28 protein-coding genes are annotated in these 26,828 nt (G+C 34.1%); 22 read left to right on the top strand and 6 right to left on the bottom strand.

Translation table 11 applies throughout. The features are described from left to right. The first annotated feature begins 129 nt into the window (after positions 1 to 129). From ACPX19_RS11145 to ACPX19_RS11075, 15 genes are all read left to right on the top strand, one after another. Positions 130 to 720: a hypothetical protein gene (locus tag ACPX19_RS11145; protein ID WP_426430082.1), complete on the top strand. Its 591-nt coding sequence runs from the start codon at positions 130 to 132 to the stop codon at positions 718 to 720. A gap of 145 nt (positions 721 to 865) precedes the next feature. Next, the gene (locus ACPX19_RS11140) at positions 866 to 1,870 is read left to right on the top strand and encodes a TlpA family protein disulfide reductase (protein WP_426430081.1); all 1,005 of its coding nucleotides are present in this window, start codon (positions 866 to 868) and stop codon (positions 1,868 to 1,870) included. 155 nt (positions 1,871 to 2,025) lie between these two features. Continuing rightward, entirely contained in the window at positions 2,026 to 3,735 is a 1,710-nt protein-coding gene (locus ACPX19_RS11135; protein WP_426430080.1) for a hypothetical protein, read from the top strand. A gap of 497 nt (positions 3,736 to 4,232) precedes the next feature. Next, positions 4,233 to 4,736 carry a hypothetical protein gene (locus ACPX19_RS11130; RefSeq protein ID WP_426430079.1) on the top strand — a complete coding sequence of 168 codons (504 nt, stop codon included), beginning with the start codon at positions 4,233 to 4,235 and terminating at the stop codon, positions 4,734 to 4,736. A 150-nt stretch (positions 4,737 to 4,886) separates the two neighbouring features. Continuing rightward, entirely contained in the window at positions 4,887 to 5,243 is a 357-nt protein-coding gene (locus ACPX19_RS11125; protein WP_426430078.1) for a hypothetical protein, read from the top strand. Further along, positions 5,240 to 5,620 (top strand): hypothetical protein, encoded by a 381-nt coding sequence (locus ACPX19_RS11120; RefSeq protein WP_426430077.1) that lies wholly within the window; start codon positions 5,240 to 5,242, stop codon positions 5,618 to 5,620. Before ACPX19_RS11125 ends, ACPX19_RS11120 begins: the two co-directional genes overlap by 4 nt. Before the next feature lie 536 nt (positions 5,621 to 6,156). Continuing rightward, complete coding sequence (locus tag ACPX19_RS11115; RefSeq protein WP_426430076.1) at positions 6,157 to 6,552, top strand: hypothetical protein; 396 nt, start codon at positions 6,157 to 6,159, stop codon at positions 6,550 to 6,552. 560 nt (positions 6,553 to 7,112) lie between these two features. After that, positions 7,113 to 7,448 carry a hypothetical protein gene (locus ACPX19_RS11110; protein ID WP_426430075.1) on the top strand — a complete coding sequence of 112 codons (336 nt, stop codon included), beginning with the start codon at positions 7,113 to 7,115 and terminating at the stop codon, positions 7,446 to 7,448. A gap of 78 nt (positions 7,449 to 7,526) precedes the next feature. Continuing rightward, entirely contained in the window at positions 7,527 to 8,384 is an 858-nt protein-coding gene (locus ACPX19_RS11105) for an HAEPLYID family protein (RefSeq protein ID WP_426430074.1), read from the top strand. A 560-nt stretch (positions 8,385 to 8,944) separates the two neighbouring features. Then, positions 8,945 to 9,184 (top strand): ribbon-helix-helix domain-containing protein, encoded by a 240-nt coding sequence (locus tag ACPX19_RS11100; protein ID WP_426430073.1) that lies wholly within the window; start codon positions 8,945 to 8,947, stop codon positions 9,182 to 9,184. Continuing rightward, positions 9,177 to 9,464, top strand: coding sequence for a type II toxin-antitoxin system RelE/ParE family toxin (locus tag ACPX19_RS11095; RefSeq protein WP_426430072.1), 288 nt, complete (start codon positions 9,177 to 9,179; stop codon positions 9,462 to 9,464). The genes ACPX19_RS11100 and ACPX19_RS11095 overlap by 8 nt, the downstream gene beginning before the upstream one ends. A gap of 527 nt (positions 9,465 to 9,991) precedes the next feature. Further along, a complete protein-coding gene (locus tag ACPX19_RS11090; protein WP_426430071.1) occupies positions 9,992 to 10,951 on the top strand; it encodes a hypothetical protein in 960 nt (319 codons plus the stop codon). A 338-nt stretch (positions 10,952 to 11,289) separates the two neighbouring features. After that, entirely contained in the window at positions 11,290 to 11,997 is a 708-nt protein-coding gene (locus tag ACPX19_RS11085) for a DUF6090 family protein (protein ID WP_426430070.1), read from the top strand. 125 nt (positions 11,998 to 12,122) lie between these two features. Continuing rightward, positions 12,123 to 12,716, top strand: coding sequence for a hypothetical protein (locus ACPX19_RS11080; RefSeq protein WP_426430069.1), 594 nt, complete (start codon positions 12,123 to 12,125; stop codon positions 12,714 to 12,716). Between the two features lie 485 nt (positions 12,717 to 13,201). Beyond that, positions 13,202 to 13,402 carry a hypothetical protein gene (locus ACPX19_RS11075; RefSeq protein WP_426430068.1) on the top strand — a complete coding sequence of 67 codons (201 nt, stop codon included), beginning with the start codon at positions 13,202 to 13,204 and terminating at the stop codon, positions 13,400 to 13,402. A 135-nt stretch (positions 13,403 to 13,537) separates the two neighbouring features. Here ACPX19_RS11075 and trhA read toward each other — a convergent pair whose 3' ends face one another. Together trhA and ACPX19_RS11065 are read right to left on the bottom strand one after the other, a co-directional pair. Beyond that, entirely contained in the window at positions 13,538 to 14,167 is a 630-nt protein-coding gene (trhA, locus tag ACPX19_RS11070) for a PAQR family membrane homeostasis protein TrhA (RefSeq protein WP_426430067.1), read from the bottom strand. Beyond that, on the bottom strand, positions 14,168 to 14,860 hold the full coding sequence (locus ACPX19_RS11065) for a DUF4294 domain-containing protein (RefSeq protein WP_426430066.1): 693 nt from the start codon (positions 14,858 to 14,860) through the stop codon (positions 14,168 to 14,170). It abuts the gene before it with no gap. A gap of 124 nt (positions 14,861 to 14,984) precedes the next feature. Between ACPX19_RS11065 and ACPX19_RS11060 the strand changes: the two genes are divergently transcribed. From ACPX19_RS11060 to ACPX19_RS11035, 6 genes are all read left to right on the top strand, one after another. Continuing rightward, entirely contained in the window at positions 14,985 to 16,073 is a 1,089-nt protein-coding gene (locus ACPX19_RS11060; protein WP_426430065.1) for a M42 family metallopeptidase, read from the top strand. A gap of 33 nt (positions 16,074 to 16,106) precedes the next feature. Continuing rightward, positions 16,107 to 16,664, top strand: a complete 558-nt coding sequence (locus tag ACPX19_RS11055) for an NUDIX hydrolase (protein ID WP_426430064.1) — start codon at positions 16,107 to 16,109, stop codon at positions 16,662 to 16,664. Continuing rightward, on the top strand, positions 16,661 to 17,338 hold the full coding sequence (locus ACPX19_RS11050; protein WP_426430063.1) for a PrsW family intramembrane metalloprotease: 678 nt from the start codon (positions 16,661 to 16,663) through the stop codon (positions 17,336 to 17,338). The genes ACPX19_RS11055 and ACPX19_RS11050 overlap by 4 nt, the downstream gene beginning before the upstream one ends. A 127-nt stretch (positions 17,339 to 17,465) precedes the next feature. After that, on the top strand, positions 17,466 to 17,942 hold the full coding sequence (locus tag ACPX19_RS11045) for an acetyl-CoA carboxylase biotin carboxyl carrier protein subunit (protein WP_426430062.1): 477 nt from the start codon (positions 17,466 to 17,468) through the stop codon (positions 17,940 to 17,942). Positions 17,943 to 18,052: 110 nt separating this feature from the next. After that, entirely contained in the window at positions 18,053 to 19,492 is a 1,440-nt protein-coding gene (gene accC / locus ACPX19_RS11040; protein WP_426430061.1) for an acetyl-CoA carboxylase biotin carboxylase subunit, read from the top strand. Positions 19,493 to 19,498: 6 nt separating this feature from the next. Continuing rightward, the gene (locus tag ACPX19_RS11035; RefSeq protein ID WP_426430060.1) at positions 19,499 to 21,040 is read left to right on the top strand and encodes an acyl-CoA carboxylase subunit beta; all 1,542 of its coding nucleotides are present in this window, start codon (positions 19,499 to 19,501) and stop codon (positions 21,038 to 21,040) included. Positions 21,041 to 21,109: 69 nt separating this feature from the next. Here the strand turns inward: ACPX19_RS11035 and ACPX19_RS11030 are convergent, their stop codons facing one another. The 3 genes from ACPX19_RS11030 to ACPX19_RS11020 form a co-directional block, all read right to left on the bottom strand. Further along, complete coding sequence (locus tag ACPX19_RS11030) at positions 21,110 to 22,885, bottom strand: ribonucleoside-diphosphate reductase subunit alpha (protein WP_426430059.1); 1,776 nt, start codon at positions 22,883 to 22,885, stop codon at positions 21,110 to 21,112. 2 nt (positions 22,886 to 22,887) lie between these two features. Further along, on the bottom strand, positions 22,888 to 24,162 hold the full coding sequence (locus tag ACPX19_RS11025; protein WP_426430058.1) for a ribonucleotide-diphosphate reductase subunit beta: 1,275 nt from the start codon (positions 24,160 to 24,162) through the stop codon (positions 22,888 to 22,890). 267 nt (positions 24,163 to 24,429) lie between these two features. Beyond that, positions 24,430 to 24,876 (bottom strand): DinB family protein, encoded by a 447-nt coding sequence (locus tag ACPX19_RS11020; RefSeq protein WP_426430057.1) that lies wholly within the window; start codon positions 24,874 to 24,876, stop codon positions 24,430 to 24,432. 71 nt (positions 24,877 to 24,947) lie between these two features. On the opposite strand from ACPX19_RS11020, the gene ACPX19_RS11015 reads away from it, so the two are divergent. Beyond that, a complete protein-coding gene (locus ACPX19_RS11015; protein WP_426430056.1) occupies positions 24,948 to 26,159 on the top strand; it encodes a multidrug effflux MFS transporter in 1,212 nt (403 codons plus the stop codon). Here ACPX19_RS11015 and ACPX19_RS11010 read toward each other — a convergent pair. Further along, the gene (locus ACPX19_RS11010) at positions 26,156 to 26,776 is read right to left on the bottom strand and encodes an L-threonylcarbamoyladenylate synthase (protein ID WP_426430055.1); all 621 of its coding nucleotides are present in this window, start codon (positions 26,774 to 26,776) and stop codon (positions 26,156 to 26,158) included. The two genes, ACPX19_RS11015 and ACPX19_RS11010, sit on opposite strands and share 4 nt — an antisense overlap. Positions 26,777 to 26,828: the final 52 nt, after the last annotated feature.

Here is a 26,828-nt window from a genome sequence, read left to right as displayed (position 1 = left end):
TAAGCGTAATGCGGGCGAAAGTGCTGATATGAAACTAATTACATTAAATAAACTAACTGCTAAACGGAAAGTGAAGTGCTTCTAATCCCGCACTACGCTTATACGTTACCGTTACCCAACATTTAAAAAATGCGAACTGAAATCAAATATTTAGAATTGAAAAGCGGATTTTCAGACAATGGAAAAGCGTGGATTGGACTTGTTTCCTTCTCAAAAAGCGGAAAGACAATTTACTTTGACGGAAAAGCATTCCAAAGTTTGAACGGAATGGGAATTAGCGGAAACTATTTTGACCTGGAAAGCGGAGACGAATATTGGATTTCGGGAGTAAAAAAAGATATGACTGACCGACACAAATTTGGCGGAGGAAAAATCTTTGTGGAAAAACGGATTTTGAGTGATTATTTACAAATAGTTGGTAAATCGGAATTGCCAAAAGCTGATTACGAATTGACCGAAGTAGAAACTGAAAAACCAATCGAGCGGATTAATGAACTTGAAAACGAAAAAGCTCAACCGACTGAATTTGATTCGGACTTACATTTCAAAAACCCGAACGAATTAACAAATGAAGAAGTTGAATTTGTAATAGCGGAATTAATTGAGGACGAAAAAAATGTTCAGTTCAATAAAGCAAGGAGAAGTTATAAGAAAAAACGACTTGAATTAGAAGCTGAACTTGAGAAACGTGGAATAAAAACGTTGGGTAACAATGTATAACCGCAATTACGGCGGATTCGACTACGTCCGAATCCACTACGTAATTGCTAAAGTCTGTGTCAAACCGAAAATAATTGCTAATTTAACCCGTAACTGACGGTTATACGAGACCGTTAGGCACAATTAAAACCCAAAACACACGGAAATGAAAATCATTTTAAACCTTATCCTTTTATTTTTAATTCAATTCTCATTTAGTCAAAATGATAAGTTGGAATTGTCCATCGAAATAGAATCTGACGAGAATATTGAATCAATTAATTTCAGGAATTTAAGAGGTAATTTAGAGTATAATTTCAATGAGAAAACCAAACTATCATTTCAGAATGAATTGACAGAGGAGTATTTTTTTGACGTGAAAACTCAAGACAGTTTATACAAAGAGAGAGTTTGGCTTGACCAAGGAACTTTCGATATTCAAATTTCTATTGTATCAAAATCTCTAAATATAAATGTAGTAGGTTCTGAAATTTTTGATAAAATCACTGAATATAATAAAGGGTTTGAAAATCTGAACTCAACTGACGCAACTGAACAAGAAATAAGTAAGTTTCTATTTGAACAGCTAAAGAAAAATATCGATAATCCGTTCTCATTTATGATTGGATTGAATATAATGTTTAAAAATCAAAACAATCAAGAAGTACTTTCCCAACTGATGAGTATAATAAATTCACAGCCAGAAAACTTAAAAAGTCATTACACCTCTGGATTGTTAATTAAAACACTAAAGTCAAAACTGAATAGTGGTAATATCAAGCTATCTGATTTCACATTTTTTGACCAAAATAATAATGAGCAAAAAATATCTATTGAGGGCAATGAATATATACTACTTGATTTTTGGCATACAGCTTGTCCGCCTTGTCTTAAAGACCATATAGAAATTAAAACATTAACAGAGCGTTTTAAAAAGAATAAAATCAAAATTGTCAGTTTATCAAGTGACCAAGGAAATAGAATTGAAACTTGGAAAAAATATCTAAATTCAAAGACTCTTCCATGGACAAATTTCATTGAAAAGGAAACAAACAGACTGACAGATAATTTAGCAATAAGTATTTTTCCGACTTACATCCTACTTGATAAAGAAAATAATGTAGTTGTATACACGAATTCATTATCGGAAATAAAAACTAAATTGAAATAAAATAACTGTGCCTAACAATGGCTATAAGTAATTGCTTGTTCTCGCCTACTTCTGAAAATCCTCGCGGATTTTCAGCCTATTGCGTACTTGCAAAGTTAAGTGCTAACCCACGCAACTACTCATAGCCGAGACCGTTAGCCACAAGCTGAAAAAAATTGAGTTTAAAAGAAAAATCAGAAAAGCTTAAAAAATTAGTTTCCACTTACGATTCCAAGTGGTTTCTTGGTGATTTATCATTCACCATTCATAGTGGTAGAGAAAGAGCTTTTGACCAATTAGGTCAGCTTTCTTCACCAATGAGACAATTACACTATTTAGCTGGACTTAATATTTCGACCGATAAAGAAAATGGTGTAGATTATGTATATAACCAAGAAAAATGGGATGAAATAGTCATACTTCTTAATGAGATTGAAGAGGAATATCAAAAGCTGTTACTGGAAAAAAATGAGACCATAGATTTTGAGGAATGGAAAAAAATTAGATTGGTGGCAATTCCATCTTTTTTAACCTATTTTAATGTAGGACATTTAAACTTCGAAGAACAAATTATAAATTGGGTCTCAGACCTATTTTCGAACTTTGATGACTTCTTAAATGAAAAATATGGACTCACAACTTCTGATTTTATCAATTTCTATGAAAACTTAGATAAATTAATCCAAAATAATTTTCAAGGTCACTCAATGAACCCAGAATTACTTAGGGAAAATTGGGAAGATTATACCAGCATAGAATCAGGTATAGATGAAAGCTTACCAGATTTTTTCAAAGAGAGTATTCCTAAGGATTATATAATTAGGTCTAAGTTTATGATTGATAAAGGAATGAAAGACCGTTTTTATCCTAAGGAATTAGTTTCAGAGAATCTTTCATTAGAAAAAATTAAAAAACTTCTCAATCTATTTTCAATTAAAAGAGAGAAAAGAGAATTTTTATATTATACCGAAGTCAATCCAGGAAATCCGCTTTATGATAGTCCTATTTTTGACTTGGAAGATGGAATGTACCAAGTTTTCGAAATTATGCAAGTTATCCTTTCTATCAATAATTTTCTTGAGCAAGAAATAATTAAAGAAAGTAAAAGAAAGGATAAGTATTTGAAACTTAAAGGCGATTTATTGGAGAACAATATATTATCATTATTTAAAAAGTTTTTTGGTAATAATGCCAAATATTATAAAAGCTATTACGTCAACGGAAATGAGCAAGATATTTTAATAATATGGAAAAAATATGCATTTGTCATAGAGGCCAAAGGATATAATATTAGAGAACCTTTTAGAAATCCTGAAAAAGCATTTCCAAGAATTAAAGATGACTTCAAAAAAAGTATTGGTTATGGCTATGAACAAACTAAGCGTGTTGAAGATATATTTGAAAACAGTAATACTTTAGTAATCCAAGATAGTAAAGGAAATACAGTAGAGAAACTTGACATTTCTAAAATAAATGAATGCTTTTCTATAATAGTAAACATACATTCTTTTGGTCTTGTCCAAAATGATTTGTCATATTTATTAGACATAGGCGAAGATGATATTTTCCCTTGGGCTGTAAAGTTTGACGACTTAGAGATTTTTATTTTAACACTGATTGCTCAAAAGAAATCACCAAGTTACTTTGTAAGGTTTCTTCTATTTAGAGAAGAATTACACGGAAAGATTACCTGTTCGGACGAATTAGAAATTTGCGGAGGATATCTAACCAAGCAAATTAATGCTAATAAAATAAAAGATTTGGAACTATTAAAAACTCAGCCAGATTTTGGTGATATTTTTGACAAACAATATAGAAAAACTATGGGATTCAAGAATGAAAAAAATCTCTATGAAAAACAAAGTGGAAAATATATATTTTGGTAAAGCCAGTGGCTAACAACGTATATAAAAAATAGCGGTTTAATCGCTTAAACAAAAAAAATGAATAAATTAAAGGTCTGTTATAAACTGAAAAGTTAGGTGGTAAAAATCCGCTACTTTTCATATACAATACCGATGATATCACATTCGCCAAAGGCAAACTTTAATCTGCGCTGCTTCGCAGACAATGCACCTTAAAGTAAACGTGCTATCATCTGCAGGGTTAAACCAAATTACCAATAAAACCTATCCCAAAAATATCGCCTTCAGCGGGCTTCGTGCCAAAACGTGCGACATCGTCGGTTAAAGGTAATTTGATCCTGCTTCTCGAATTCCCAATCTAATAAATTCTACAATTTACGCTTCGCTTACGCAAAGCTAATTGACGATCAATAATCAGAGAGTATAAGGAAGACCTATTCTCTGATTATTGCTTAAGAATTTATTATCTTTTCATTCTCTAATCAGAACTACGTTTAACCCTGCAGTTACCTGCAATTATGAAAAATATTCTGCTAATCGTTTTAATCTGTTTTTTAACCCAAGTTTCTGCACAAGAAATAGTTGGAATGAAAGACTTGTATGTGGAAAATAATTTGACTTATAAAGTTGCGGACGAAAAATTATTTACTGGACAAGCGCAACACGTTCGAAAAAACGGACATTTAGTTTATGAAGAATATTTTGACAATGGAAAACTGACTAAATCTATAACATATTACAACGGAACTGAAAAGCCAACACCTGCAAGAGAGACTGAATATTATTCGGATACTCAAACAAAAAGTAAGGAAACGAATTACGGATTGGATAAACCGACAACTGAATTTAAACACTACGATAAAAACGAAAAAAAGACTCTAATTGAACGGTATCAAAATGACATACTAATTTATCGATGTGAATATCAAAAAAACAAAAAACACGGAATAGAATACTGTCTGAACGATGAAGGAACTGAATTGCGGATTGAATATCGGAACGGTAAAAAAGTAAAAAAATAACTGCAGGTAACACTGGCTATAATTCATTGCGGCGGAATTTCCTCACGGAAATTCCTATCTTACAGCAAAGGTTTGGTTTACAGCGGAATAATTCTGCCGAATCATTCCGCAACGAAACCATAGCCTAAACCGTTGTACTGCATTTGAGAAATGAGAAAACCAATTAACATTTTGGACAAAAAACAACAATTGGAATTACCAGTTGGAATCTACAGTCTGAAAGTTTTAGGCGGTTGGAAAGTAATTACAAATAACTTTTCTTTGATTCTACGAGAAGTAAACGGAGAAACTATCATTAAACCAAAAGAAACGTTTTGGAGAATTCAATCTTTTGCTTTTGGAAAAAGAGCGAAAAAGATAGCTTCAATTGACATCCCGAAAAGAGCAACATACGAAATTGAATTTTTAAATCCCTCGGACTTAAAAGTCAAAAAATCTAACCTTATTACATTGAGTTTTTTCCAAAACTATCTTCCAACTAATGAAATTCAAGTTTGTATTGAATGAATAAGACTTACGATATAAAATTAAGCGGAGTAAAAATCGGAACAACGAATTTTGAGTTTGCAGACACACCAATGGGTGTTGTCTTTGGTAAAGTCAATTTTGAGAATATTAACTCACCTTACGAATTGATAAAAGAGCATTGCATTAAAAATGGAGTCGGAATAAATGATGATTACCCAGAAGACAAGTTCATCAATACTATGGTAATTCCTGAATTAAAAGTATTCGATAACGAGCAAAATGAATTGAAAGGTTGGGGAGCATATTTTATTGGAATGGACAATGACGGATTTGAAATCCAATTTGGCGGAATAACATCTGACTTAATGCAATCTGAATTTAAACATCATTATGACGAATATTATAAAACTGAATAAAAAAACGCAGTACAACACCGTGTATAGCTCATTGCGACTGAATTACTAATCGGAATTCATTGCAATTTGCTATCTTTCGGTTACGGCGGAAAATCATAGCTGATTTTCCGCAACGAGCCATACACAAAACCGATGATAGCACATTCGCCAAAGGCGAACTTTAATCTGCGCTGCTTCGCAGACAATGCACCTTAAAGTAAACGTGCTATCATCTGCAGGGTTAAACCAAATTACCAACAAAGCCTATCCCAAAAATATCGCCTTCAGCGGGCTTCGTGCCAAAACGTGCGACATCGTCGGTTAAAGGTAATTTGATCCTGCTTCTCGAATTCCCAATCTAATAAATTCTACAATTTACGCTTCGCTTACGCCAAGCTATTTGACGATCAATAATCAGAGAGTATAAGGAAGACCTATTCTCTGATTATTGCTTAAGAATTTATTATCTTTTCATTCTCTAATCAGAACTACGTTTAACCCTGCAGTTGTGGTGCATTTGCTCGACTAACTCAAAAAGATAGAAATTAAAGAAATTTATGGAACCAAACTTTGTCAAAGTAGTTGAGTGTTTTAACATTACTGGACTCGGACTTTTGATAGAGTTAAAACATAACTTAAACGGAATTCCACCGAACACAGAAATAATTGACTGTACCACTAATGAAATTTGGATTGTTAAAAAAAGAGTTCATCACGGAATTTTAATTTTAGACAAATCTGAAAAATATTTTGAATGTGAAACTGAATCAATGCACGTGGATAGTTTTTTCAAAACCCTATCGGAAAGAAAAATAGCAGTGGAAAAGGAAATAGATAAACGTAATAATGGTGTTTATACATATCTAATCAAACCTGAGAAGAAAAAACAAAAAGTTAAACCTGAAATTGGAACTAAATTGAAAATAAAAACGACACCACAACAAGGTGTATAATTAATTGCGGCTGAATTTCCTCAGCGGAAATTCAATCTTATTAATTATCTTTCCGCAACAACGGAAAATGACTCGCGTCCTTTTCCCGCAAAAAATCATACACAAATACGATGATAGCACATTCGCCAAAGGCGAACTTTAATCTGCGCTGCTTCGCAGACAATGCACCTTAAAGTAAACGTGCTATCATCTGCAGGGTTAAACCAAATTACCAACAAAGCCTATCCCAAAAATATCGCCTTCAGCGGGCTTCGTGCCAAAACGTGCGACATCGTCGGTTAAAGGTAATTTGATCCTGATTCTCGAATTCCCAATCTAATAAATTCTACAATTTACGCTTCGCTTACGCCAAGCTATTTGACGATCAATAATCAGAGAGTATAAGGAAGACCTATTCTCTGATTATTGCTTAAGAATTTATTATCTTTTCATTCTCTAATCAGAACTACGTTTAACCCTGCATTGGTAGCCATATACGAATACCGACTAAAAAACGTTACTTTTGAACCGTGTTAAGTCAAATAAGAAATAGCGTATTTACGAAAATCCTTTGGGGACTAATGGGATTATATCTGCTCAACATAAGTGTTGATACAGCAGACCCAAAGCCTGACCATATTCCTGAAGATTTATCTTTCAATGACCAGGAAAGTATCATTGAAATAGTTCTCGAAAAAGTATTGGGTTATGAAGATGCTATTAAAGAATATGATGACCATGACACCGAAGAGCACAACAAGCAGAAAAATATAAAAGTAGACTTGTTAGTGCACGTCATTAAAGTAGATAAATTCAACCACAACTTAATTGACGAAAGAAAAAACCTTTATCCTGACTATGAAGCTCGTCTAACAAAAGGCTTCAATAAATTAGACAGTCCACCTCCCAAGATTTGATTTATTTTACGACTTAACCAATTCTCACCTATTCAATAGTAGTGAGGATATTTCTTAATGCTTAAAAAACAAATCAAAATGAATTTAAAAAGATTATTAGTGCTAATAATACTATTGGCATCTTCAACATATTCAATTGCCCAAATTACAAAAACTGAAAAAGACAGTATTTATATCCAACAAGTAGAAGACCATAAAGAGCCTGACAAAGTTCTACACGCTGAACCGCTTTATATTGACTTAATCCGAGATTTAGGGGCGCGAAAAGGAGAAAAAGAGTGGAACATTGGCTTAGGCTTAACAGACAACTTAAAATTTGATGCGTATGAAGCACTGATTGAATATGAATGGGCACCTATTGACAGATTGGGATTTGAGGTTGAACTGCCATTTACTTTTTATTCTGCTCAAAATGGAGTAAATCGTGATTCAATTCCATCAAATCAACTAAACAGTATTAAAATAGCCACTCAATGGTCATTCTTTGTAAGTGAGCCAATGGCAACATCAATGGCAATTGGATATATCAATGAGTTTGAATTGTCGGATTTCAGAAACTTTGGAAGCCCTTTCATTAAAGGAAATATCTACAATCCATTTTTTGTTGTTGCAAAACGTTGGGGAAACAACTTTCATTCATTGATTTATACAGGTCCAATGATTGAACAGAATTTCAGCACCAATAAATTTCATACGACTTATGACATCAATACAAGTCTTCATTATATGATTACCGGAACAAGAAACTTCATTGGTGTCGAATTCAATAAAACTCTTGACAATAGAGACTTTGATATGACAATAAGACCACAAATGCGTTTAGGAGTGGCAGATAACTTGTTAATTGGAATTGTTGCAGGAATTCCTGTAAGCAGAGAAAACGAAAGATTTAGCACTTTTGTAAGATTGATATGGGAACCGAAACACAAGCATTAATAAAATACGGCTACCAACACGGTGTATAAGCAATAGCGGTTTGAGTGTAAACTCGAACCGTTTTTGCATAAATTAAAGTATATTGTAAGCCGAAAAGTAGTTGTATGTAATCCGCTACTGCTCATACACTAGACCGATGATAGCACATTCGCCAAAGGCGAACTTTAATCTGCGCTGCTTCGCAGACAATGCACCTTAAAGTAAACGTGCTATCATCTGCAGGGTTAAACCAAATTACCAACAAAGCCTATCCCAAAAATATCGCCTTCAGCGGGCTTCGTGCCAAAACGTGCGACATCGTCGGTTAAAGGTAATTTGATCCTGCTTCTCGAATTCCCAATCTAATAAATTCTACAATTTACGCTTCGCTTACGCCAAGCTATTTGACGATCAATAATCAGAGAGTATAAGGAAGACCTATTCTCTGATTATTGCTTAAGAATTTATTATCTTTTCATTCTCTAATCAGAACTACGTTTAACCCTGCAGTTGGCAACAATATTCATAAAAATTTGCGATTGATTCATATTTGGTGTAAATTTACATCAAAATTTAAAATTATGGCTAGACAAAGTATATCATTTACAGAGCCTAATGATGAGTGGCTGAAAAATCAAGTTGACAATAAAGAATATTCGAGTAAAAGTGAATTAGTTAACGATTTAATTAGACAAGCAAGAAGTCAACAAGTTCAAATTGATTGGATTAGAACTAAGCTAGAAAAAGCTGAAAATAGTGGATTTACTTCTGATAGTAAAGAGCAAATTCTTAAGCAATCAAAGAACTTACTCAATGGCTGAATTTAGAATCAGTAATACTGCGAGAGAGGACTTAATTCGAATTCATCACTACGGAGTTAAAAAATTCGGAATTACTCAAGCAGATAAATACTTTGACTCTTTTTTTGAATATTTTGAGATGATTGCACAAAGACCCTTTTCCTTCGAATCAGTTGATTATATAAAAAAAGGATATAGACGTTGCGTATGTGGATCTGACAGTATTTTCTATAAAGTAAACGAGGATGTTGTAGATATAATGGCAATTATTGGAAAACAAGATTTGGATAATATTCTTTAAAAATACAGTTGCCAACAACGTGTATAATTCATGCTAAACTCCTACTTCAAATAAAAATCCTATATTAAAGCAACTGATTTGCTACGACTGAAAATCTAACGATTCTCAATCGCACAAATCATACACGAACACGATGATAGCACATTCGCCAAAGGCGAACTTTAATCTGCGCTGCTTCGCAGACAATGCACCTTAAAGTAAACGTGCTATCATCTGCAGGGTTAAACCAAATTACCAACAAAGCCTATCCCAAAAATATCGCCTTCAGCGGGCTTCGTGCCAAAACGTGCGACATCGTCGGTTAAAGGTAATTTGATCCTGCTTCTCGAATTCCCAATCTAATAAATTCTACAATTTACGCTTCGCTTACGCAAAGCTAATTGACGATCAATAATCAGAGAGTATAAGGAAGACCTATTCTCTGATTATTGCTTAAGAATTTATTATCTTTTCATTCTCTAATCAGAACTACGTTTAACCCTGCAGTTGTGAACAATTTGAAAAAGACTAACCAATCAAAACATATTATGAAAACTATTAAAAAAAGAAACTACTTGAATTTTAGTATCATCTTATTATTACTTCTAATTATAGGATGTAAATCTGACAAAAAACAAAATGAACAAATACCCTTGGAGAAGGATGAGACCAACGTTATCGAAGTGATAACAAGGGCTATGGATTTTCAGACCTTAGACACTTTGAAATCTGGTTGGAATACCTTTGCCTATAAAAATATGTCTGGCGAAACTCATTTTTTCATAATGGATAAATTGCCATCAGACTCCATTACAGAACAAGACATCAATCTACATTTAATGCCTCCCTTTGATGATGGTATGCGGTATCTAATTGAAGGAAAATCTGATAGTGCTATGGCTGCATTTGGTAGTATACCTACATGGTTCAACGATGTAAAACGCTATGGTGGTACAGGTTTAATATCCCCTGGAAAAACAGCGGTTTCAACAATTCATCTCGAACCTGGAAAGTATATGATGGAATGCTATGTTAAAGCCATCAATGGAGAATTTCATACATCACACGGCATGTGGAAATTTATCACTGTAATCGATGAATCCTCAAATACTTTACCAATAGAAGCTGAACATGTAGTGAGTGTTTCCAGTACGGAAGGTTATGTTTTCAATTCACAACCCAAAATGGGCAAAAATCACTTTAAAGTAAATTTTATTGACCAAGTACCCCATGAACATTTTTCAGGTCACGATGTTAATTTAATTAAATATGATAATTCTGCAAATATAGATTCATTAGTTCATTGGATGAATTGGATGAACCCTACAGGATTACGAACACCTACACCTAGAGGTTTTACTTTTTTAGGTGGAGTGAACAATTGTGAAGCTGGCCAAACGGGTTATTTTGAAGTAGATTTGGATTCGGGCAATTATCTTTTAATTTCAGAAACACCTAAAGCTGATGAAAAGGGTATGCTAAAAACCTTTACTATAAACAGTAATTAAAAACTGCACACAACATTGGTTATATAGTTCATTGCGGCGGAATTCGCCACCTACGCTAAAGCTTCGGTATTCGCAGTCGTAATTTCGAGCCTTTTTGCTAAATTTATGGTTTGTTGCCACCAGTTCGCACTTTGTGCTCGTGTCGGCGGAATGATACTCGCGTACCATTCCGTAACGAAACCATAGCCAAGAGCGTTGGAAGACCTATTCTCTGATTATTGCTTAAGAATTTATATCTTTTCATTCTCTAATCAGAACTACGTTTAACCCTGCAGTTGTGCTTCATTTAAATCAAACATTAACCAATGGCAAAAATCTTTAGAAAAATAAGGCAAAATATGATTAGGAATAAAAAGGTCATTAATTATCTTCTTTATGCTATCGGAGAAATCATTCTTGTTGTTATTGGAATTTTAATTGCGCTAAGTATCAATAATTCGAATGAATTAAACAAAATACGAGATGCAGAGAAAGTCTATCTCAAAGAAATAAAGAGCGATTTAATGCAAGATACATTATTCTTATCTCAAATAATTAATGATCATAAATGGCGTATTGCTCAATTAATGTCTCAAGACTCAACTATTGACTTAATATTCGAGGAAATCATTGGTGAGCTTCCAAAAGTGGAAGGAGTATCTGAATTAGAATATATTTTCTTTACAGACAGAAAATTTCGACCAAAAATCGGAACTTATAATTCAATGATATCTGAAGGAAAATCAAACATAATAAGCAATCGTGAGCTATTTAATACTATTCAAAACATCTATGAATTGGAGGTCCAAAATATCGTAGCTATTGGTGAAGATGTGTTGGATCGTTCTACAGAGTTAAGAAATAAATATGCCTATGAAATAAAATATGGTGAATTTGGCTCACCAATTACAATTACAGACAAACGAATATTAGCAGATATTTATATTTCATCGAGACAACTTAATTATTATACAAGGCAATCCGTTTTATTAAAAAAGAGTATAACAGAATTAATCGAGCTAATAGATATTGAATACCAATCTTTGGAAAAGAATAACCAAAGCTAACTTCAGACGTAAATAATTTGCTAACGCACAGTTCGCACTATGTGCTCGTGTCTATACTTGGCATTCACCTTTATTAATTGTAACAAATTTGAATCTTACACGTCCTATTGTTCTAAACAATATAAATGAAAAATCAAATTCTATTATTACTTGCATTAGTATTATTTAGTGCCTGTAACAACTCAACTAAATCCAACACAACCAACCAGCCAACTCTAACTGATTATCAGCTTGGTGAGAAATGGGTCTGGAAATATAAAGGTGTAACTACTGAAGGAGAAGTACGTTCTGATGGTACAGATACTAGAGAAATAGTAAGTTTTGACGGAGCCTTGGGTATGACTATTGGTAAGGATACTATTCCTGTTACCGAAATCGTTAAACCAGAGGTAAGCGAAACACCAAAGTACGACTGGCCTCTTGAAGTAGGCAAAAAATGGAAATATGAAAACAGTTGGACAAGTCAAGACGGAACTACAGGAAACCAAAGTCAGAATGCCGAAGTACTATCATACCAAGAAGAAACCGTAGAAGCGGGAACATTTATGGCCTACACGATTAAATACACAGGAAAAACAACTAATTCCAGAGGATACAACGCAAATGAAACAGAAGTTTGGTTATACGCGCCTGCTGTAAAAAACTTCATAAAGCTAACTCAAAATCAAGGTGATTTTCACTATGTGGAGGAATTAATCGAATATTCAAAAATAAAATAACGAAAACACAACAACATATATAGCTCATTGCGGCTTAATTTCCTAATCAGAGAAAAACCAATAAAACTAGATGAATACAAACGTTACAACATATCTAGACAACTTTTGAAAAGATAGACAAAAAGGATACTTATTATATTTTGGCAAACCCAAACAATCTAAAATCAAAACAGCTCGTATAGAAAAAAATCCACCGTATTATAGATGGTTACGGATTAATGGATTGTACTTGCGGACTATCAAAACGAAAACCAAATGGTGATAGCTTTCATAAGCAATTGAATGTATAGAAAATGAATCGAGAAATTACATTATATAATCAAGATCAAGACAGTGCAGAGCGCGAAATTTGCGAGTAGCTATCCACAATACTTTTCGAACTTTTAACTGAAGCCGAAAACAAAATTTGGCACAGACATCCTGTTTGGTTTCTAAATGGTAATCCCATTGTTGGTTATAGTAAACTAAAAGCTGGCATTCAACTAATGTTTTGGAGTGGCACTAGCTTTGATGAAGAGGATTTAAAACCAGGAACAGGAAAATTCAAGGATGCTTCTAAGCTCTACACAAACGTAGATCGAATTAATGATGAAGACCTAAAACGTTGGGTATGTAAATCTAAAATGATACAATGGGATTATAAAAATATCACTAAACGTAAAGGTGTATTACTAAGATTAAAATAAGAAGAATCAATCCTCTATTATCCAAACTAGGAAACCGACTTAGAGAATTTGTTTTAATGAGAAGATGGATAGATAATACTAATATCAAAGCACAAATAAAAAACTCAGATTATTTAAAAAGATGATTGAATCATCTTAAATCACATGATTAAAAATCATGAAGAAATGGCAAATAGCACCACCCAATACAAACAAGTGCCAAATAACATGATTGTAAGGTATACGCTGTATCGCATAAAAAATAATACCAACGGTATAAGACAATCCTCCTGCAAACAACCACAAAACGCCTTTTGGTCCGATAGCGTCTGAAAGATTAGAAAAATCGAAAACAATCAGCCATCCCATTACAAGATACAATAGTGTAGAAAAGATTTCGAACCTACCTGTAAAAAAGAGCTTTAGTATCAGTCCAAAAGCAGCAATTCCCCAAACCACCCAAAAGAGTGGCCAGCCATTACTCTCTCTAAGTGTGATGAGAAGTACAGGAGTATACGTTCCTGCTATAAGCAGATAAATGCTTATATGATCTACAATCCTAAAATAATGCTTACGCTTCTCCCCTTTTACCGCATGATAAAGTGTTGAAGCCAAAAACAAAACTATGAAAGAAATACCATAAACAATAACGCTAAAAAGACTCCATGGTTTAGAGTCATTATCAGAAAAAACAATGAGCAAAACCAAGGCAACAATTCCTAGAGCCGCACCAATACCATGTGACCAAGCATTAAGTTGTTCTTCTAGTTTGGTTTGTGCTTGCATTTACTGTTGAGACTTGTTGGTTTTCTGTTTAGGTTCAGACCATTTATTTACACAGGCATAATAGTCTATATCAAACGCTGGTTCTTGCTTTTTCAATTGACCATTTTGAAAAGCACGCTGTAATATATCCTCGATAAGATAATCTTCTTCTTCAGCCATCGGATTGAATTCTTTCTTCAAAGAAATATCAAACAAACTGGCCGTATTATTAAACCAAAAAGCGCGCCAACCATTCCGCAATTCTTTAATGAGTTCAAAAGTAGTTTTACCTGTTTGTCTATGAATAAGTTTTACCAAAATTTGTCCTTCGGTCTTAGTCAGTTTTTTTAATTCTGCCGAAAACTCATCCTCAATATACTTCTGTATCACTTTAGCATACTTTTTCTTATCACGCTTTCGCTCTAGTTGATCTAGTCGCTTTTGTAAGGCTTCTAAACGCTCGGCGGCTAATTTTGCATAAGGAAACACTTTGTGCGTCTTTCTTCTAAGGACTATATACCTTATGCGTGCCTCTCTATCTTTAAAGCTAAGGTTAGGCAACATTAATACCTCATCTAACTCTACCTCAGTAACCGGAATAGAATCCCCTTCAATAATCATGTAATACACAGCTGTAGAATCTTGCTTTACAGGATCTTCTTGTGCAAAAACTAAAGTTGAAAACAACAGTGCTATGTAGGTAATATATTTCATGCTTACATTGGTATCTAAAATCGTTCCAAAGAACAAATTTCAGGCAATTCAAAATTAACAATTATTACTTCCATTAACCCTAAATTCGTATTAATATTATTATTTTTAAAGAAAATTTTTACCAATGGCTAAAAAGCAATTACTCAACAAAAAGTCGATGGACTTTTTAGAAAAATACTTAAATAACGCTTCACCAACAGGTTATGAATGGGATGGTCAAAACATATGGATGGATTACTTAAAACCGTATGTCGATGAGTTTATAACCGACACTTACGGCACTGCAGTTGCAGTAATAAACCCAAAGGCAAAATACAAAGTAGTTATAGAAGGCCATGCAGATGAAATTTCGTGGTATGTTAACTACATCTCGGATAACGGTCTATTGTATGTTATACGAAATGGCGGTAGTGATCACCAAATTGCACCGAGCAAAATTGTAAATATCCACACCAAAAAAGGTATAGTTAAAGGGGTCTTTGGTTGGCCTGCTATACATACGAGGGACCGTTCTAAAGAAGAACCTCCAAAGCCTGAAAATATCTGTATAGATATTGGTGCAAAAGACAAGGACGAAGTTGAAAAAATGGGAGTTCATGTGGGTTGTGTGATTACCTATCCTGATGAATTTCACATCCTTAACAAGGATAAATTTGTCTGTAGAGCACTAGATAACCGAATGGGTGGTTTTATGATTGCTGAAGTGGCACGCTTGCTTCACGAAAATAAAAAGAAATTGCCTTTTGGGCTTTACATTACTAATTCGGTTCAAGAAGAAATAGGGTTACGTGGTGCTGAAATGATTACCCAGACTATAAAACCAAATTTAGCGATAGTAACCGATGTTACGCACGATACAACAACCCCAATGATTGACCCTAAAAAACAAGGTCTAGCTAAAATTGGTGATGGCCCAGTAATTGCGTATGCACCAGCAGTACAACAAAAGTTGCGTGACTTAATTACAGATACTGCTGAAGAAAAGAAAATCCCTTTTCAACGTGCTGCTTTATCTAGAGCTACAGGTACAGATACTGATGCCTTTGCATACAGTAATGGTGGTGTGGCTTCTGCCCTAATCTCTCTTCCGTTGCGCTACATGCATACAACTGTTGAAATGGTGCACAAAGATGATGTAGAAAATGTAATACGCTTAATTTACGAAACACTTCTAAAAATTAAGGACGGAGAAACATTTAGTTATTTCAAATAATCAAAATTCCCACGAAAGTGGGAATCTTTTTATATGGATGAATACATAGATATAGTTACAGCAACTGGTGAACCAACTGGCAAAACAGCTTTAAAATCCGAAGCTCACAAAAACGGTTGGTATCATAACACCATTCATCTTTGGCTATATACTAAAAAAGGTGAAATTCTATTGCAACAACGTTCTCATAAAAAGGTTATTCACCCTTTGCTTTGGGATGTTTCAGCTGCAGGACATATAGATGCTGGTGAATCCTTTTTAAATGCTGTTCTAAGAGAAACAAAGGAAGAAATTGGACTGACATTACAGCCTAAAGAATTAACAAAAATTGGTACAAAGCTTCATGAGAGTTCTTATGCTAACGGCACTATTCAAGACAATGAATTCCATCAGGTCTATATTGCAGAATTAAAAGTAAACCTATCAGATTTAAAACCACAAGAAGACGAAGTTGAAGCTTTAAAACTAGTGTCATTTAACGACTTTGAACTACTGCTAAAAAACAGCGAAACAAACAATCACTTTATACCAACAAACAAATCGTATTATCATTTTATCCTGGATACCATAAAATCTAAAGTCGAGTTATGAATTTAATTCTTTGTGCTGTTGCACCAATATTTACAATAATTATCTACATCTATTTTCACGACAAGTATGAAAAGGAACCTGTTGGTCTTTTAATTGCTAATTTTCTGTTTGGTGCCATTGTTAGCATAATCATTGTAACCATCCTTTATCTTTTTACAGGTCGATTTATTCCTATAACTGATGAGTATAGTGTTTGGCAACAGTTTATTCAGGCCTTTGTAGTTGTGGCACTTTCTGAAGAATTTAGTAAATATGTTATTGTAAAGTATTTTGCGCAACCCAAAAAAGCTTTTAATGAGCCTTACGATGGTATAATATACGCCGTTATGGTATCTATGGGTTTTGCTTGTACAGAAAACATTATGTACGTTTTACAAGGTGGCTACGAAACCGCTATTCTTAGAGCATTTACAGCTGTACCAGCCCATGCCACCTTTGGTGTTTTAATGGGCTATTTTATGGGTTTGGCAAAGTTTTCTAACAATAGAGTAAAACTCAACATGGTTGGTTTGTTTTTAGCAGTATTATTCCATGGCGCCTATGATTTCTTCTTATTTATAAGGTTTATTCCAGGTATTTCAATTGGTGCTTTTGTGTCCTTAATTGTTGGGATTGTTTTATCAAGAAAAGCTATTCGTAAGCACCAAGATAATTCAACATTTAAAACCGATTAAAGGAAGGCAACTTATTAAATCAATAAATTGTTATAATCTACTTAAGTCTTTCTATAAACATGATTTATTTCATATTTTAGAAGTCCATTAAAATATAACTTAGCCAAAGTTTAATAAACCTCTACATATGTATAAAGCAAAAGTTAATGCTTCTTATGAGTTTGATGTAACCGAAGAAGCAATAGACCAACTTGATGCTGTTGAAACCTCAACAAATAAGTATCATATCCTACAAAACAACAGTTCCATTAAAGCTAACATTGTTAGCTCTGATTTCAACAAAAAAACATATAGCGTTAAAGTAAACAACAACACTTATGATGTTGTTCTAAACGATGCCTTAGATCAGCAAATAGCTGCCCTAGGTTTTGAAATTGGTGCATCTAAAAAAGTAAACGACGTTAAGGCACCTATGCCAGGTTTAATTCTAGAAATTAATGTTAAAGAAGCTCAAGAGGTTAAAGAAGATGAAGCCTTGTTAATTCTTGAAGCCATGAAAATGGAAAATGTTATCAACTCCCCTCGAGATGGTGTCATAAAATCCATTATGGTCAAACAAGGAAATACTGTTGAAAAAAATGCACTTTTAATCGAATTCGAATAAAATGATGAATCAGTTCGAGTGTTTTGTGAAGCATGAACAAAAAGTATCGAGAACTTCTCGATAAAATTTTTTATTAAAAATCACTCGAAGTGACATCAAAAGAAACTCATATGAAAAAAATATTAGTTGCCAATCGTGGCGAAATTGCAATTCGTGTCATGCGAACTGCAAAAAGAATGGGAATAAAAACTGTCGCTGTATTTTCTGAAGCCGATAGAAATGCACCACATGTAAAATATGCAGACGAAGCTGTTTGTATTGGCCCAGCACCATCTAATCAATCTTATCTTAAAGGAGATAAGATCATTAAAGTTGCAAAATCGTTGAATGTTGATGGTATCCATCCTGGCTATGGATTCCTAAGTGAGAATGCTGACTTTGCAGAACTATGTGAAAAAAATGATGTCATTTTCATTGGCCCACGTTCTAAAGCCATAAAAATGATGGGAGATAAATTAGCAGCAAAAGATGCTGTTAAAGATTATGATATTCCTATGGTGCCAGGCGTAGATCATGCAGTTACGGATCCAAAAGAAGCGGTTGAAATTGCCAAAAAAATAGGGCTTCCAATACTTATAAAAGCTGCTGCAGGTGGTGGCGGAAAAGGAATGCGAATCGTTGAAAACGAAAAAGATGTTGAAAGCCAAATGAAGCGTGCCATTAGTGAGGCTACTTCAGCTTTTGGTGATGGTTCTGTTTTTGTTGAAAAATATGTAACCTCACCAAGACACATCGAAATTCAGATCATGGCTGATACCCATGGTAACATCGTTCATTTCTTTGAGCGCGAATGTTCTGTACAACGTCGTCATCAAAAAGTTGTAGAAGAAGCACCATCAGCAATATTAACACCTGAACTTAGAGAAAAAATGGGACAAGCCGCCATAAACGTAGCGCGTTCTTGTGATTATGTTGGTGCTGGTACGGTTGAATTCTTGATGGATGCCGATCATAATTTCTATTTCTTAGAAATGAATACTAGATTACAGGTAGAACATCCTGTTTCTGAGTGGATTGCTGGTGTCGATTTAGTTGAGCTTCAAATTAAAGTTGCTCGTGGCGAAGTTTTAGATATCAAACAAGAAGACTTAAAAATTAATGGCCATGCCTTAGAACTTCGTGTATATGCAGAAGATCCTATGAATGATTTCTTACCAAGTGTTGGTAATTTAGAGGTTTATCAGTTACCTGTTGGTGAAAACATTCGAGTAGATAATGGCTTTGAAGAAGGTATGGATGTGCCAATTTATTACGACCCAATGTTATCTAAACTCATTACCTATGGCAAAACACGTGCAGAAGCCATTGAGCTAATGATAAAAGCTATTGACAACTATCACGTTAAAGGTGTGCAAACAACTTTACCTTTTGGTCGTTTTGTTTGTGAGCACGATGCCTTTAGAAGTGGAAACTTCGATACACATTTTGTGAAAAAGTACTACTCACCTAGCCTTTTAGAAGCACAACATAAAGCTGAAGCAGAAATTGCAGCAAAATTAGCCTTGAAGCAATATTTAGAAGATCAAAAACTATTAAGATTACCTAATTAAGATACTATGAGTTCTAAAATAAAAACATTAAACGAAAAAATTGCCTTATCTAAATTAGGTGGAGGTCAAAAAAGAATTGATAAACAACACGAAAAGAAAAAACTAACAGCAAGAGAGCGTATTCTCTATTTATTAGACGAAGGTTCTTTTGAAGAAATTGGCGCTTTAGTAACCCATAGAACCAAAGAGTTTGGCATGGAAGACCAAAAGTTTTATGGAGATGGAGTTGTCACAGGCTATGGTACTGTAGATGGGCGTTTAGTCTACGTGTTTGCTCAGGATTTTACAGTGTTTGGTGGGTCTTTATCTGAAACTCATGCCGAAAAAATCTGTAAAATTATGGATATGGCTGTCAATGTTGGTGCTCCAATTATTGGTCTTAATGATTCTGGTGGAGCACGTATACAAGAAGGAGTACGTTCTTTAGGTGGTTATGCTGATATTTTTTATAGAAATGTACAAGCCTCTGGTGTTATTCCTCAAATTTCTGCAATTATGGGTCCATGTGCTGGTGGAGCTGTATATTCACCTGCCATGACAGATTTTACCATTATGGTTCAAGATACCAGTTACATGTTTGTTACAGGACCAAATGTTGTAAAAACGGTAACTAATGAAGAAGTTACCAGTGAGGAACTTGGTGGTGCCAGCGTGCACTCTACAAAATCTGGAGTGGCCCATAAAACCTCTGCAAATGATGTGGAGTGTCTTGAGGATATAAAAAAACTATTAAGCTACCTACCACAAAGTAACAGAGAAAAACCTACCGATTTAGTTTTTGAGCTTAAGGATGAAGTAAGAGAAAGTCTTTCTGATATCGTTCCGGATAATCCTAATAAGCCTTATGATATGCATAGTGTTATAGAAGGTGTAATTGATGAAGATTCGTTCTATGAAATTCATAAAGATCATGCTGAAAATATTATTGTAGGTTTTGCTAGACTTGGAGGGAAATCGATAGGAATAGTAGCTAACCAGCCCATGTTTTTAGCAGGAGTGTTAGATGTAAATAGTTCTAAAAAAGCTGCACGATTTGTACGCTTTTGTGATGCTTTTAATATTCCTTTATTAGTATTTGAAGATGTACCTGGTTTCTTACCTGGAACTGATCAGGAATGGAATGGTATTATAGTACATGGTGCCAAGTTATTATATGCGTTTAGTGAAGCAACTGTACCAAGAGTTACCGTTATTACACGTAAAGCTTATGGTGGTGCTTATGATGTAATGAATTCGAAGCATATTGGTGCCGATATGAACTTTGCTTGGCCGAATGCGGAAATTGCAGTAATGGGAGCCAAAGGTGCTGCTGAAATTATTTTTAAGCGTGAAATTACTACTGCTGATGATCCTGAAGCTAAATGGAAAGAAAAAGAAGCTGAGTATGCTGAACTTTTCGCTAATCCTTATAGTGCAGCAGAACGTGGTTATATAGATGAAGTAATTTTACCAGAAAATACAAGACGAAAATTAATAAAAGCATTTAGCATGCTAGAAAATAAAGAGGTAAATAAACCTAAACGCAAGCATGGTAACATTCCATTATAATTTTTTAATCATACAAACAAAAAAACCCGATTTTTCAATCGGGTTTTTTTATGCTTATAAACTATGAATCTAAGCCTCACAAGTTGTGCATTCTTTCTTTTGCTTGAACTTTTGTGCCGCGTTCATACTGTGCTGATAGTATAGTGACTTTAAGCCCAGTTTCCATGCTGTAACGTGAATTTTATTAATCTCTTTTACAGACATTTCTGGATGTACGATAATGTTTACAGACTGCCCTTGATCGATATGGTTTTGTCTATTAGCAGCCTGATATATGATATCCATCTGATCAATTTCAGAATAGGTTTTAAAGACATCTTTCTCTTCATCAGTCATAAAATCTAAATGCTGTACAGAACCATCGTAATCTCTAATACTTCTCCATACTTCAGTAGTATTCTTACCTTTAGACTCTAAAAATGCCTCTAGATATGGATTTTTTATTGTCGTCTTAATCTTTGCAATATCCTTTACATAGATATTAGACCAAATCGGTTCAATACCTTGAGATACCTGTCCTAAAATGAATGCAGAAGAAGTTGTTGGTGCTACAGCGTTTAAGGTTGTATTTCTTCTGCCGTATCCTTTTAATACTTTAGGCTCTCCAAATCGCTCTGCTAATTCTTCAGATGCTTTATAAGATTTCTCTTTTATCAGTTTGAAGATCTTACTATTTAAGTTAAAGGCTTCCTGGCTGTTAAACGCTAACATCTTAGATTGTAATAAAGAATGCCATCCTAAAACACCTAATCCTAGCGCTCTGTTATCTTTTGCAAAGTTATAAGCACGCTCCATGAACAAGAACGTCTGTTGGTCATCTCTATTTGGTGAATCCTTATAAGCTTCTAATTTTTCAGTAAATTCTGTAATTATGGCATCTAAGAAATAAATCATTGTTTCTACAGCATCGGTGTCCTTCCAATCTTCGTAGTGCAACACGTTAAGTGATGATAAGCAACAAACAAAAGACCAATCGTCGTTAGATGGTAACATGATCTCTGTACAAAGATTGCTCGCGTATATTGGTAACTTTTTATCTTGGTATACGTCAGCAGCACCATTGTTAGCGTTGTCAGTAAAGAAAATATATGGGTAACCCATCTCACCTCTTCTCTGTAATACTTTTGCCCAAACAGTACGCTTGTCCTCATCACCATCAATCATTTCCTGCATCCAATTGTTAGTAACAGTAACACCGTGTGTTAACTCTTGAATTGGATTTCCTTCTGTTCCTATTTCTAAGAATTCCATAATGTCTGGATGGTCTATCGGTAAGTAAGGTGAGAAACGTCCACGACGCACGGAACCTTGACTTACAACATCTACCATAGACTCGAACAATTGCATAATGTGCACAGCACCTGATGCCTGACCGTTATTTTTAACAGCTGCTCCTCTGTGTCTTATTTTGCCAAAGTAACCAGATGTGCCACCACCCAATTTAGACATCATACCAACTTCTGATTGGGTATAAAGTATATTACCCATATCATCATCTACATGAGATCCAAAACAAGATATTGGCAGGCCTCTTTCTTTCCCAAAGTTAGACCATACTGGCGATGATAGTGAGAAGTAACCAAGAGACATATAGTTAAAAAACTTATCTGCGTAACCTGGAATTCCTAAAATCTGTTCTGCTCTATCTGCGATTTCCTTTATGCGTTCTTCTGGTGTTACTCCTTCGGTTAAGTAGCCCGACGCTAAAAATTGCCTGCTGTAGTCTGTTAACCAAGCAAAGTCTCCATCTGTTTTGGTCTTTAATTGTTGTAAAGACTTTTTTCTTGCATTTATTAATTCGTTTTCTGTTTTGTTTGCGCTATTAATCTGGTTTTGTTCTATCATTTTTAAAAAAGGTCATCACTGGTTATACTTTGGGTTCTTTTGCTATAGTTGATTGATCGTTTCACGAAGAAATCACCATGTTTGGTTCCTATAATTTCATCGTCAAACCATTCAGTCTCTGCTAATAATTTTTCGTCAGTTTCAAAAATTGTGTCTATTCCAATACTTTTTAAAGATCTATTAAATCTGTCTTTAAGGAATTCGTTTACGACAGCTTTTGGCAAGAAGTCTATTTCTCCTTTCTCAAAAATCCAGTCTACAATTTTGCTCTCCGAATCAAAGGCTTCTCTACACATATCTTGTACAGTTGCATTGTAATCGTCATCAAACCAATCTGGGTTTTCGTTTTTGATTATTTTAATAATATCAATACCAAAATCGCCATGTATTTGCTCTTCTTTAGACGTTGCTTCAACTACGTTAGAAACACCTTTTAATACATTCTTGTGCTTATTGAATGCCATTATAATTAAGAACTGAGAAAATAAAGACACATGCTCAATAAATAATGAGAATAACAATACTGCATCTGCATAAGCTCTGTTATCATCACTCTTAGAATTCTTTAATGCATTTTCTAAATACTGAACACGGCGCATGATTACTGGTTTTTTCTTTAAGTCATTAAACTCTTTATTAAGACCTAAAATTTCCAATAAATGAGAGTATGCATCATGATGTCTTACTTCACTTTCTGCAAATGTTGCTCCTACGGATCCAATTTCTGGTTTTGGCATTTTGTGATATATATCTCCCCAAAATGATTTTACGGCAACTTCAATTTGAGAAATGGCAAGCATCGTATTTTTAATTGCGCTTCTCTCAACTTCAGATAAGCCTGCCTTAAAATCTTGAATATCACTTGTAAAATTAAACTCCGTATGAATCCAATACGAGTGTCTTATTGCAGGCACATATTCATACAGATCAGGATATTCATAAGGCTTTAGGTTGATCCGTTTTTCAAAGATGTTGGTCTTACGTTTTCTGGCTTGTTCGTCTCTGTAAAGAATGTATGCTTTGGCAACATCAAAAAACGAATTTTCCATCAAAGCATTTTCAACAGCGTCTTGTATTTCTTCAACTGTTGGAACGTACTTAGGTTCTTTTTCTTTTTGCTTTAACAACACATCTAAAACACTTTGAGAAATACGTTCTGCATCCTCTAAACTTCCGTGTTCTAGAGCGGTCATTGCCTTAAGAATTGCATTGGTAATTTTACTTAATTGGAAGGGTTTTGTTGAAAAATCCCGTTTCTGGATATGTGTTATTTGCATGAGGAAATGTATTTAGATTAATTTTTGGACGAGACCAAATATCCAATTTATTACTCCCTTTTTCCAGACTTAAATTTCATTTTTTTTAACACTTTTATTAACATTGGGATAATGTTAAATAAACATCAAAAAAAACGATGATTTGAGAAATTATTCTCAAAAAAAAAGTTAATTTCTAGTATTGAATTAAAAATTCAATAATGAAAAAATGGTCTAAATATTTATGAACAAATTCTTAACAATTTGCCTCTAAAAAATTTAAATTTCTTATATGGGAAGTAACCTCCTATGGTAGTTAATTTGCCCTAAATGATAGGTTAAATGCGTTAACAAATGTACAAGAAAAAATTCCGTAGACATATAGTCTTCAAAGGGGTTTTGGCTATATTCAGTTTGTAAATCTTCTTCCGCTAACTTGCTTAATGCAATTTCAACAACACTAATGGTATCATCTATTTGTCTTATCATTTCTATTACTGGAATATCCTTAAGGGAAAACTCTAAATCTCGCTGTCTTATGTAACCTGTATCTCCTAAAACCGCTCCAATAAAATGATTTAAATTACCTATAATATGCAAACATAAATTGCCTGCAGAATTAGAAATTTCATTAGCTACAATCCATAAATTTTCTTCTTCTTTATAAGCTTCAATTTCTTGCTTTAATTTTTCGAGATCTCTTTTAAATAATTTTATAAGTGTTTCTGTAAGCATCTTAACAAAGGTTTAATATTGCTAGTCACGTTCCTCTCAAAAGTAGGTAATAAATAGCTTACTTTTGTGCTATGGAAAAACAAAAGCGATCACAGTTTGAATTTGTTGTACTTATGGCAGCACTTATGTCTATTGTTGCCCTATCTATCGATGCTGTTTTACCTGCTTTACCATTAATTGGAAATCACCTCAGTGTTACAGAACCATTGGAGCTTCCAAAACTCATTACTTCTATTTTTTTAGGTTTGGGTATCGGACAGCTTATTTTTGGTCCGCTATCAGACAGTTTTGGAAGAAAACCTATTGTATATGCGGGTTTTTTACTTTTTATCCTAGCTTCTTTAATATGTATTACAACTAAAAGTTTTGAATTGATGCTTTTTGGCAGAGTCTTACAGGGCATTGCCCTGGCTTCACCGAGAACAATGTGCATTGCCATGGTAAGGGATTCTTATGAAGGAGATTACATGGCAAAGATTCTTTCTATTGTAGTAATGGTATTTATCCTTGTCCCTGTTGTTGCACCTACACTTGGTCAGTTTTTAATGACCCATTATGATTGGAAATTCATCTTTACGTTTAATTTAATATTCGGTGTTTTGGTAGTCCTTTGGTTTTGGTTAAGACAACCCGAAACATTAAAAGACAAATACCGTATACCTTACCGACTAACCATTTTTAAAACAGGGACGGTTCAGTTTTTTAGAATACGCTCTGCGGTTATTTATACCTTGTTATCTGGGTTCATCACAGGATCATTTATGGTGTACTTAAGTACTTCGCAACGTATTTTTGAAAAGCAATATAATCTAGCTGATGAGTTTCCACTTATTTTTGCAAGTCTAGCCATTGCTGTTGGTTTGGCAACATTCTTCAACAGTCAACTAGTTGTTAGATTTGGAATGAAAAATATTGTACACACCGCCATGATAAGTTTTATAATAATATCACTGATATTTGTTGTTCTTTTCAACTCTGGCAGCAATCCTAATATTGAAATCCTCATTACATTTTTTGCGCTTCAATTTTTTACTATAGGATTTCTATTTGGAAATCTACGTGCATTGGCCATGGAACCTATGGGACATATTGCTGGCATAGGCTCTGCTTTAAACGGATTTATCTCTACAGTAATGGCTGTACCTATTGCAGATTATATAGGAACTTATGTTACTGATTCTGTAACACCTTTGTTTACTGGATTTTTGGTTTGTGGATTAATTTCGCTCATGCTGTTTTACTTTAACAGCAGTAAAGGGACAAAGATTTTAAATCAAATTTAAAATATTTCTAAGCTTCCTTTTCCTTCTCTTACAACTTCTATTGAATCGCCAGAAAGGTCAATTATTGTAGAAGCTTCATTACCACCATAACCTCCATCAATAACCACATCGACTAAATTATCCCATTTTTCTAAAATCAATTCTGGATCTGTCATATATTCAATAATATCGTCTTCATCTCTAATGGAAGTCGATACAATAGGGTTGCCTAATGCACTCACTAAAGCTAAAGAAATAGAATTATCTGGTACTCTAATACCTACGGTTTTTCTACTTTTAAATGGGTTTGGCAATCTCTTTGAACCTGGCAAAATAAACGTATATGGGCCAGGTAAAGCACGTTTTAAAATTTTAAATGTAGAGGTGTCTATTTGTTTTACATAATCACTTAGGTTGCTTAAATCTTCGCATACAAATGAAAAGTTAGACTTTTCTAGTTTTAAACCCTTTATTTGCGCAATACGTTCTAAAGCTTTAATGTTGGTAATATCACAACCAAGACCATACACAGTGTCAGTTGGATAAATTACCAAACCACCTCTCTTTAGAATTTCAACGACTTTTTGAACCGCTTTTGGGTTGGGATTTTCAGGATATATCTTAATGAATTCTGCCATAACTTAAAGATACATATAAATGCTAAAAAAATTATAATCTTTTTTGGGACTG

This window comes from Winogradskyella sp. HB-48 (assembly GCF_049942685.1).
In the GTDB taxonomy this organism is placed as follows: domain Bacteria; phylum Bacteroidota; class Bacteroidia; order Flavobacteriales; family Flavobacteriaceae; genus Winogradskyella.
The sequence above is the reverse complement of the archived record's forward strand: the minus strand, read 5'-3'. Positions and strand labels throughout refer to the sequence as shown.

Excerpts from the sequence above, each read along its gene's own strand:
- ACPX19_RS11130 (WP_426430079.1), top strand. The coding sequence starts at position 4,233 with ATGAAAAATATTCTGCTAATCGTTTTAATCTGTTTTTTAACCCAAGTT.
- ACPX19_RS11145 (WP_426430082.1), top strand. The coding sequence starts at position 130 with ATGCGAACTGAAATCAAATATTTAGAATTGAAAAGCGGATTTTCAGAC.
- ACPX19_RS11060 (WP_426430065.1), top strand. The coding sequence starts at position 14,985 with ATGGCTAAAAAGCAATTACTCAACAAAAAGTCGATGGACTTTTTAGAA.
- ACPX19_RS11105 (WP_426430074.1), top strand. The coding sequence starts at position 7,527 with ATGAATTTAAAAAGATTATTAGTGCTAATAATACTATTGGCATCTTCA.
- ACPX19_RS11065 (WP_426430066.1), bottom strand. The coding sequence starts at position 14,860 with ATGAAATATATTACCTACATAGCACTGTTGTTTTCAACTTTAGTTTTT.
- ACPX19_RS11045 (WP_426430062.1), top strand. The coding sequence starts at position 17,466 with ATGTATAAAGCAAAAGTTAATGCTTCTTATGAGTTTGATGTAACCGAA.
- ACPX19_RS11075 (WP_426430068.1), top strand. The coding sequence starts at position 13,202 with ATGTTTTGGAGTGGCACTAGCTTTGATGAAGAGGATTTAAAACCAGGA.
- ACPX19_RS11035 (WP_426430060.1), top strand. The coding sequence starts at position 19,499 with ATGAGTTCTAAAATAAAAACATTAAACGAAAAAATTGCCTTATCTAAA.
- ACPX19_RS11140 (WP_426430081.1), top strand. The coding sequence starts at position 866 with ATGAAAATCATTTTAAACCTTATCCTTTTATTTTTAATTCAATTCTCA.
- ACPX19_RS11010 (WP_426430055.1), bottom strand. The coding sequence starts at position 26,776 with ATGGCAGAATTCATTAAGATATATCCTGAAAATCCCAACCCAAAAGCG.
- ACPX19_RS11085 (WP_426430070.1), top strand. The coding sequence starts at position 11,290 with ATGATTAGGAATAAAAAGGTCATTAATTATCTTCTTTATGCTATCGGA.
- ACPX19_RS11120 (WP_426430077.1), top strand. The coding sequence starts at position 5,240 with ATGAATAAGACTTACGATATAAAATTAAGCGGAGTAAAAATCGGAACA.
- ACPX19_RS11095 (WP_426430072.1), top strand. The coding sequence starts at position 9,177 with ATGGCTGAATTTAGAATCAGTAATACTGCGAGAGAGGACTTAATTCGA.
- ACPX19_RS11050 (WP_426430063.1), top strand. The coding sequence starts at position 16,661 with ATGAATTTAATTCTTTGTGCTGTTGCACCAATATTTACAATAATTATC.
- ACPX19_RS11025 (WP_426430058.1), bottom strand. The coding sequence starts at position 24,162 with ATGCAAATAACACATATCCAGAAACGGGATTTTTCAACAAAACCCTTC.
- ACPX19_RS11115 (WP_426430076.1), top strand. The coding sequence starts at position 6,157 with ATGGAACCAAACTTTGTCAAAGTAGTTGAGTGTTTTAACATTACTGGA.
- accC (WP_426430061.1), top strand. The coding sequence starts at position 18,053 with ATGAAAAAAATATTAGTTGCCAATCGTGGCGAAATTGCAATTCGTGTC.
- ACPX19_RS11055 (WP_426430064.1), top strand. The coding sequence starts at position 16,107 with ATGGATGAATACATAGATATAGTTACAGCAACTGGTGAACCAACTGGC.
- ACPX19_RS11090 (WP_426430071.1), top strand. The coding sequence starts at position 9,992 with ATGAAAACTATTAAAAAAAGAAACTACTTGAATTTTAGTATCATCTTA.
- ACPX19_RS11080 (WP_426430069.1), top strand. The coding sequence starts at position 12,123 with ATGAAAAATCAAATTCTATTATTACTTGCATTAGTATTATTTAGTGCC.
- ACPX19_RS11020 (WP_426430057.1), bottom strand. The coding sequence starts at position 24,876 with ATGCTTACAGAAACACTTATAAAATTATTTAAAAGAGATCTCGAAAAA.
- ACPX19_RS11030 (WP_426430059.1), bottom strand. The coding sequence starts at position 22,885 with ATGATAGAACAAAACCAGATTAATAGCGCAAACAAAACAGAAAACGAA.
- ACPX19_RS11100 (WP_426430073.1), top strand. The coding sequence starts at position 8,945 with ATGGCTAGACAAAGTATATCATTTACAGAGCCTAATGATGAGTGGCTG.
- ACPX19_RS11110 (WP_426430075.1), top strand. The coding sequence starts at position 7,113 with ATGGGATTATATCTGCTCAACATAAGTGTTGATACAGCAGACCCAAAG.
- ACPX19_RS11125 (WP_426430078.1), top strand. The coding sequence starts at position 4,887 with ATGAGAAAACCAATTAACATTTTGGACAAAAAACAACAATTGGAATTA.
- ACPX19_RS11015 (WP_426430056.1), top strand. The coding sequence starts at position 24,948 with ATGGAAAAACAAAAGCGATCACAGTTTGAATTTGTTGTACTTATGGCA.
- trhA (WP_426430067.1), bottom strand. The coding sequence starts at position 14,167 with ATGCAAGCACAAACCAAACTAGAAGAACAACTTAATGCTTGGTCACAT.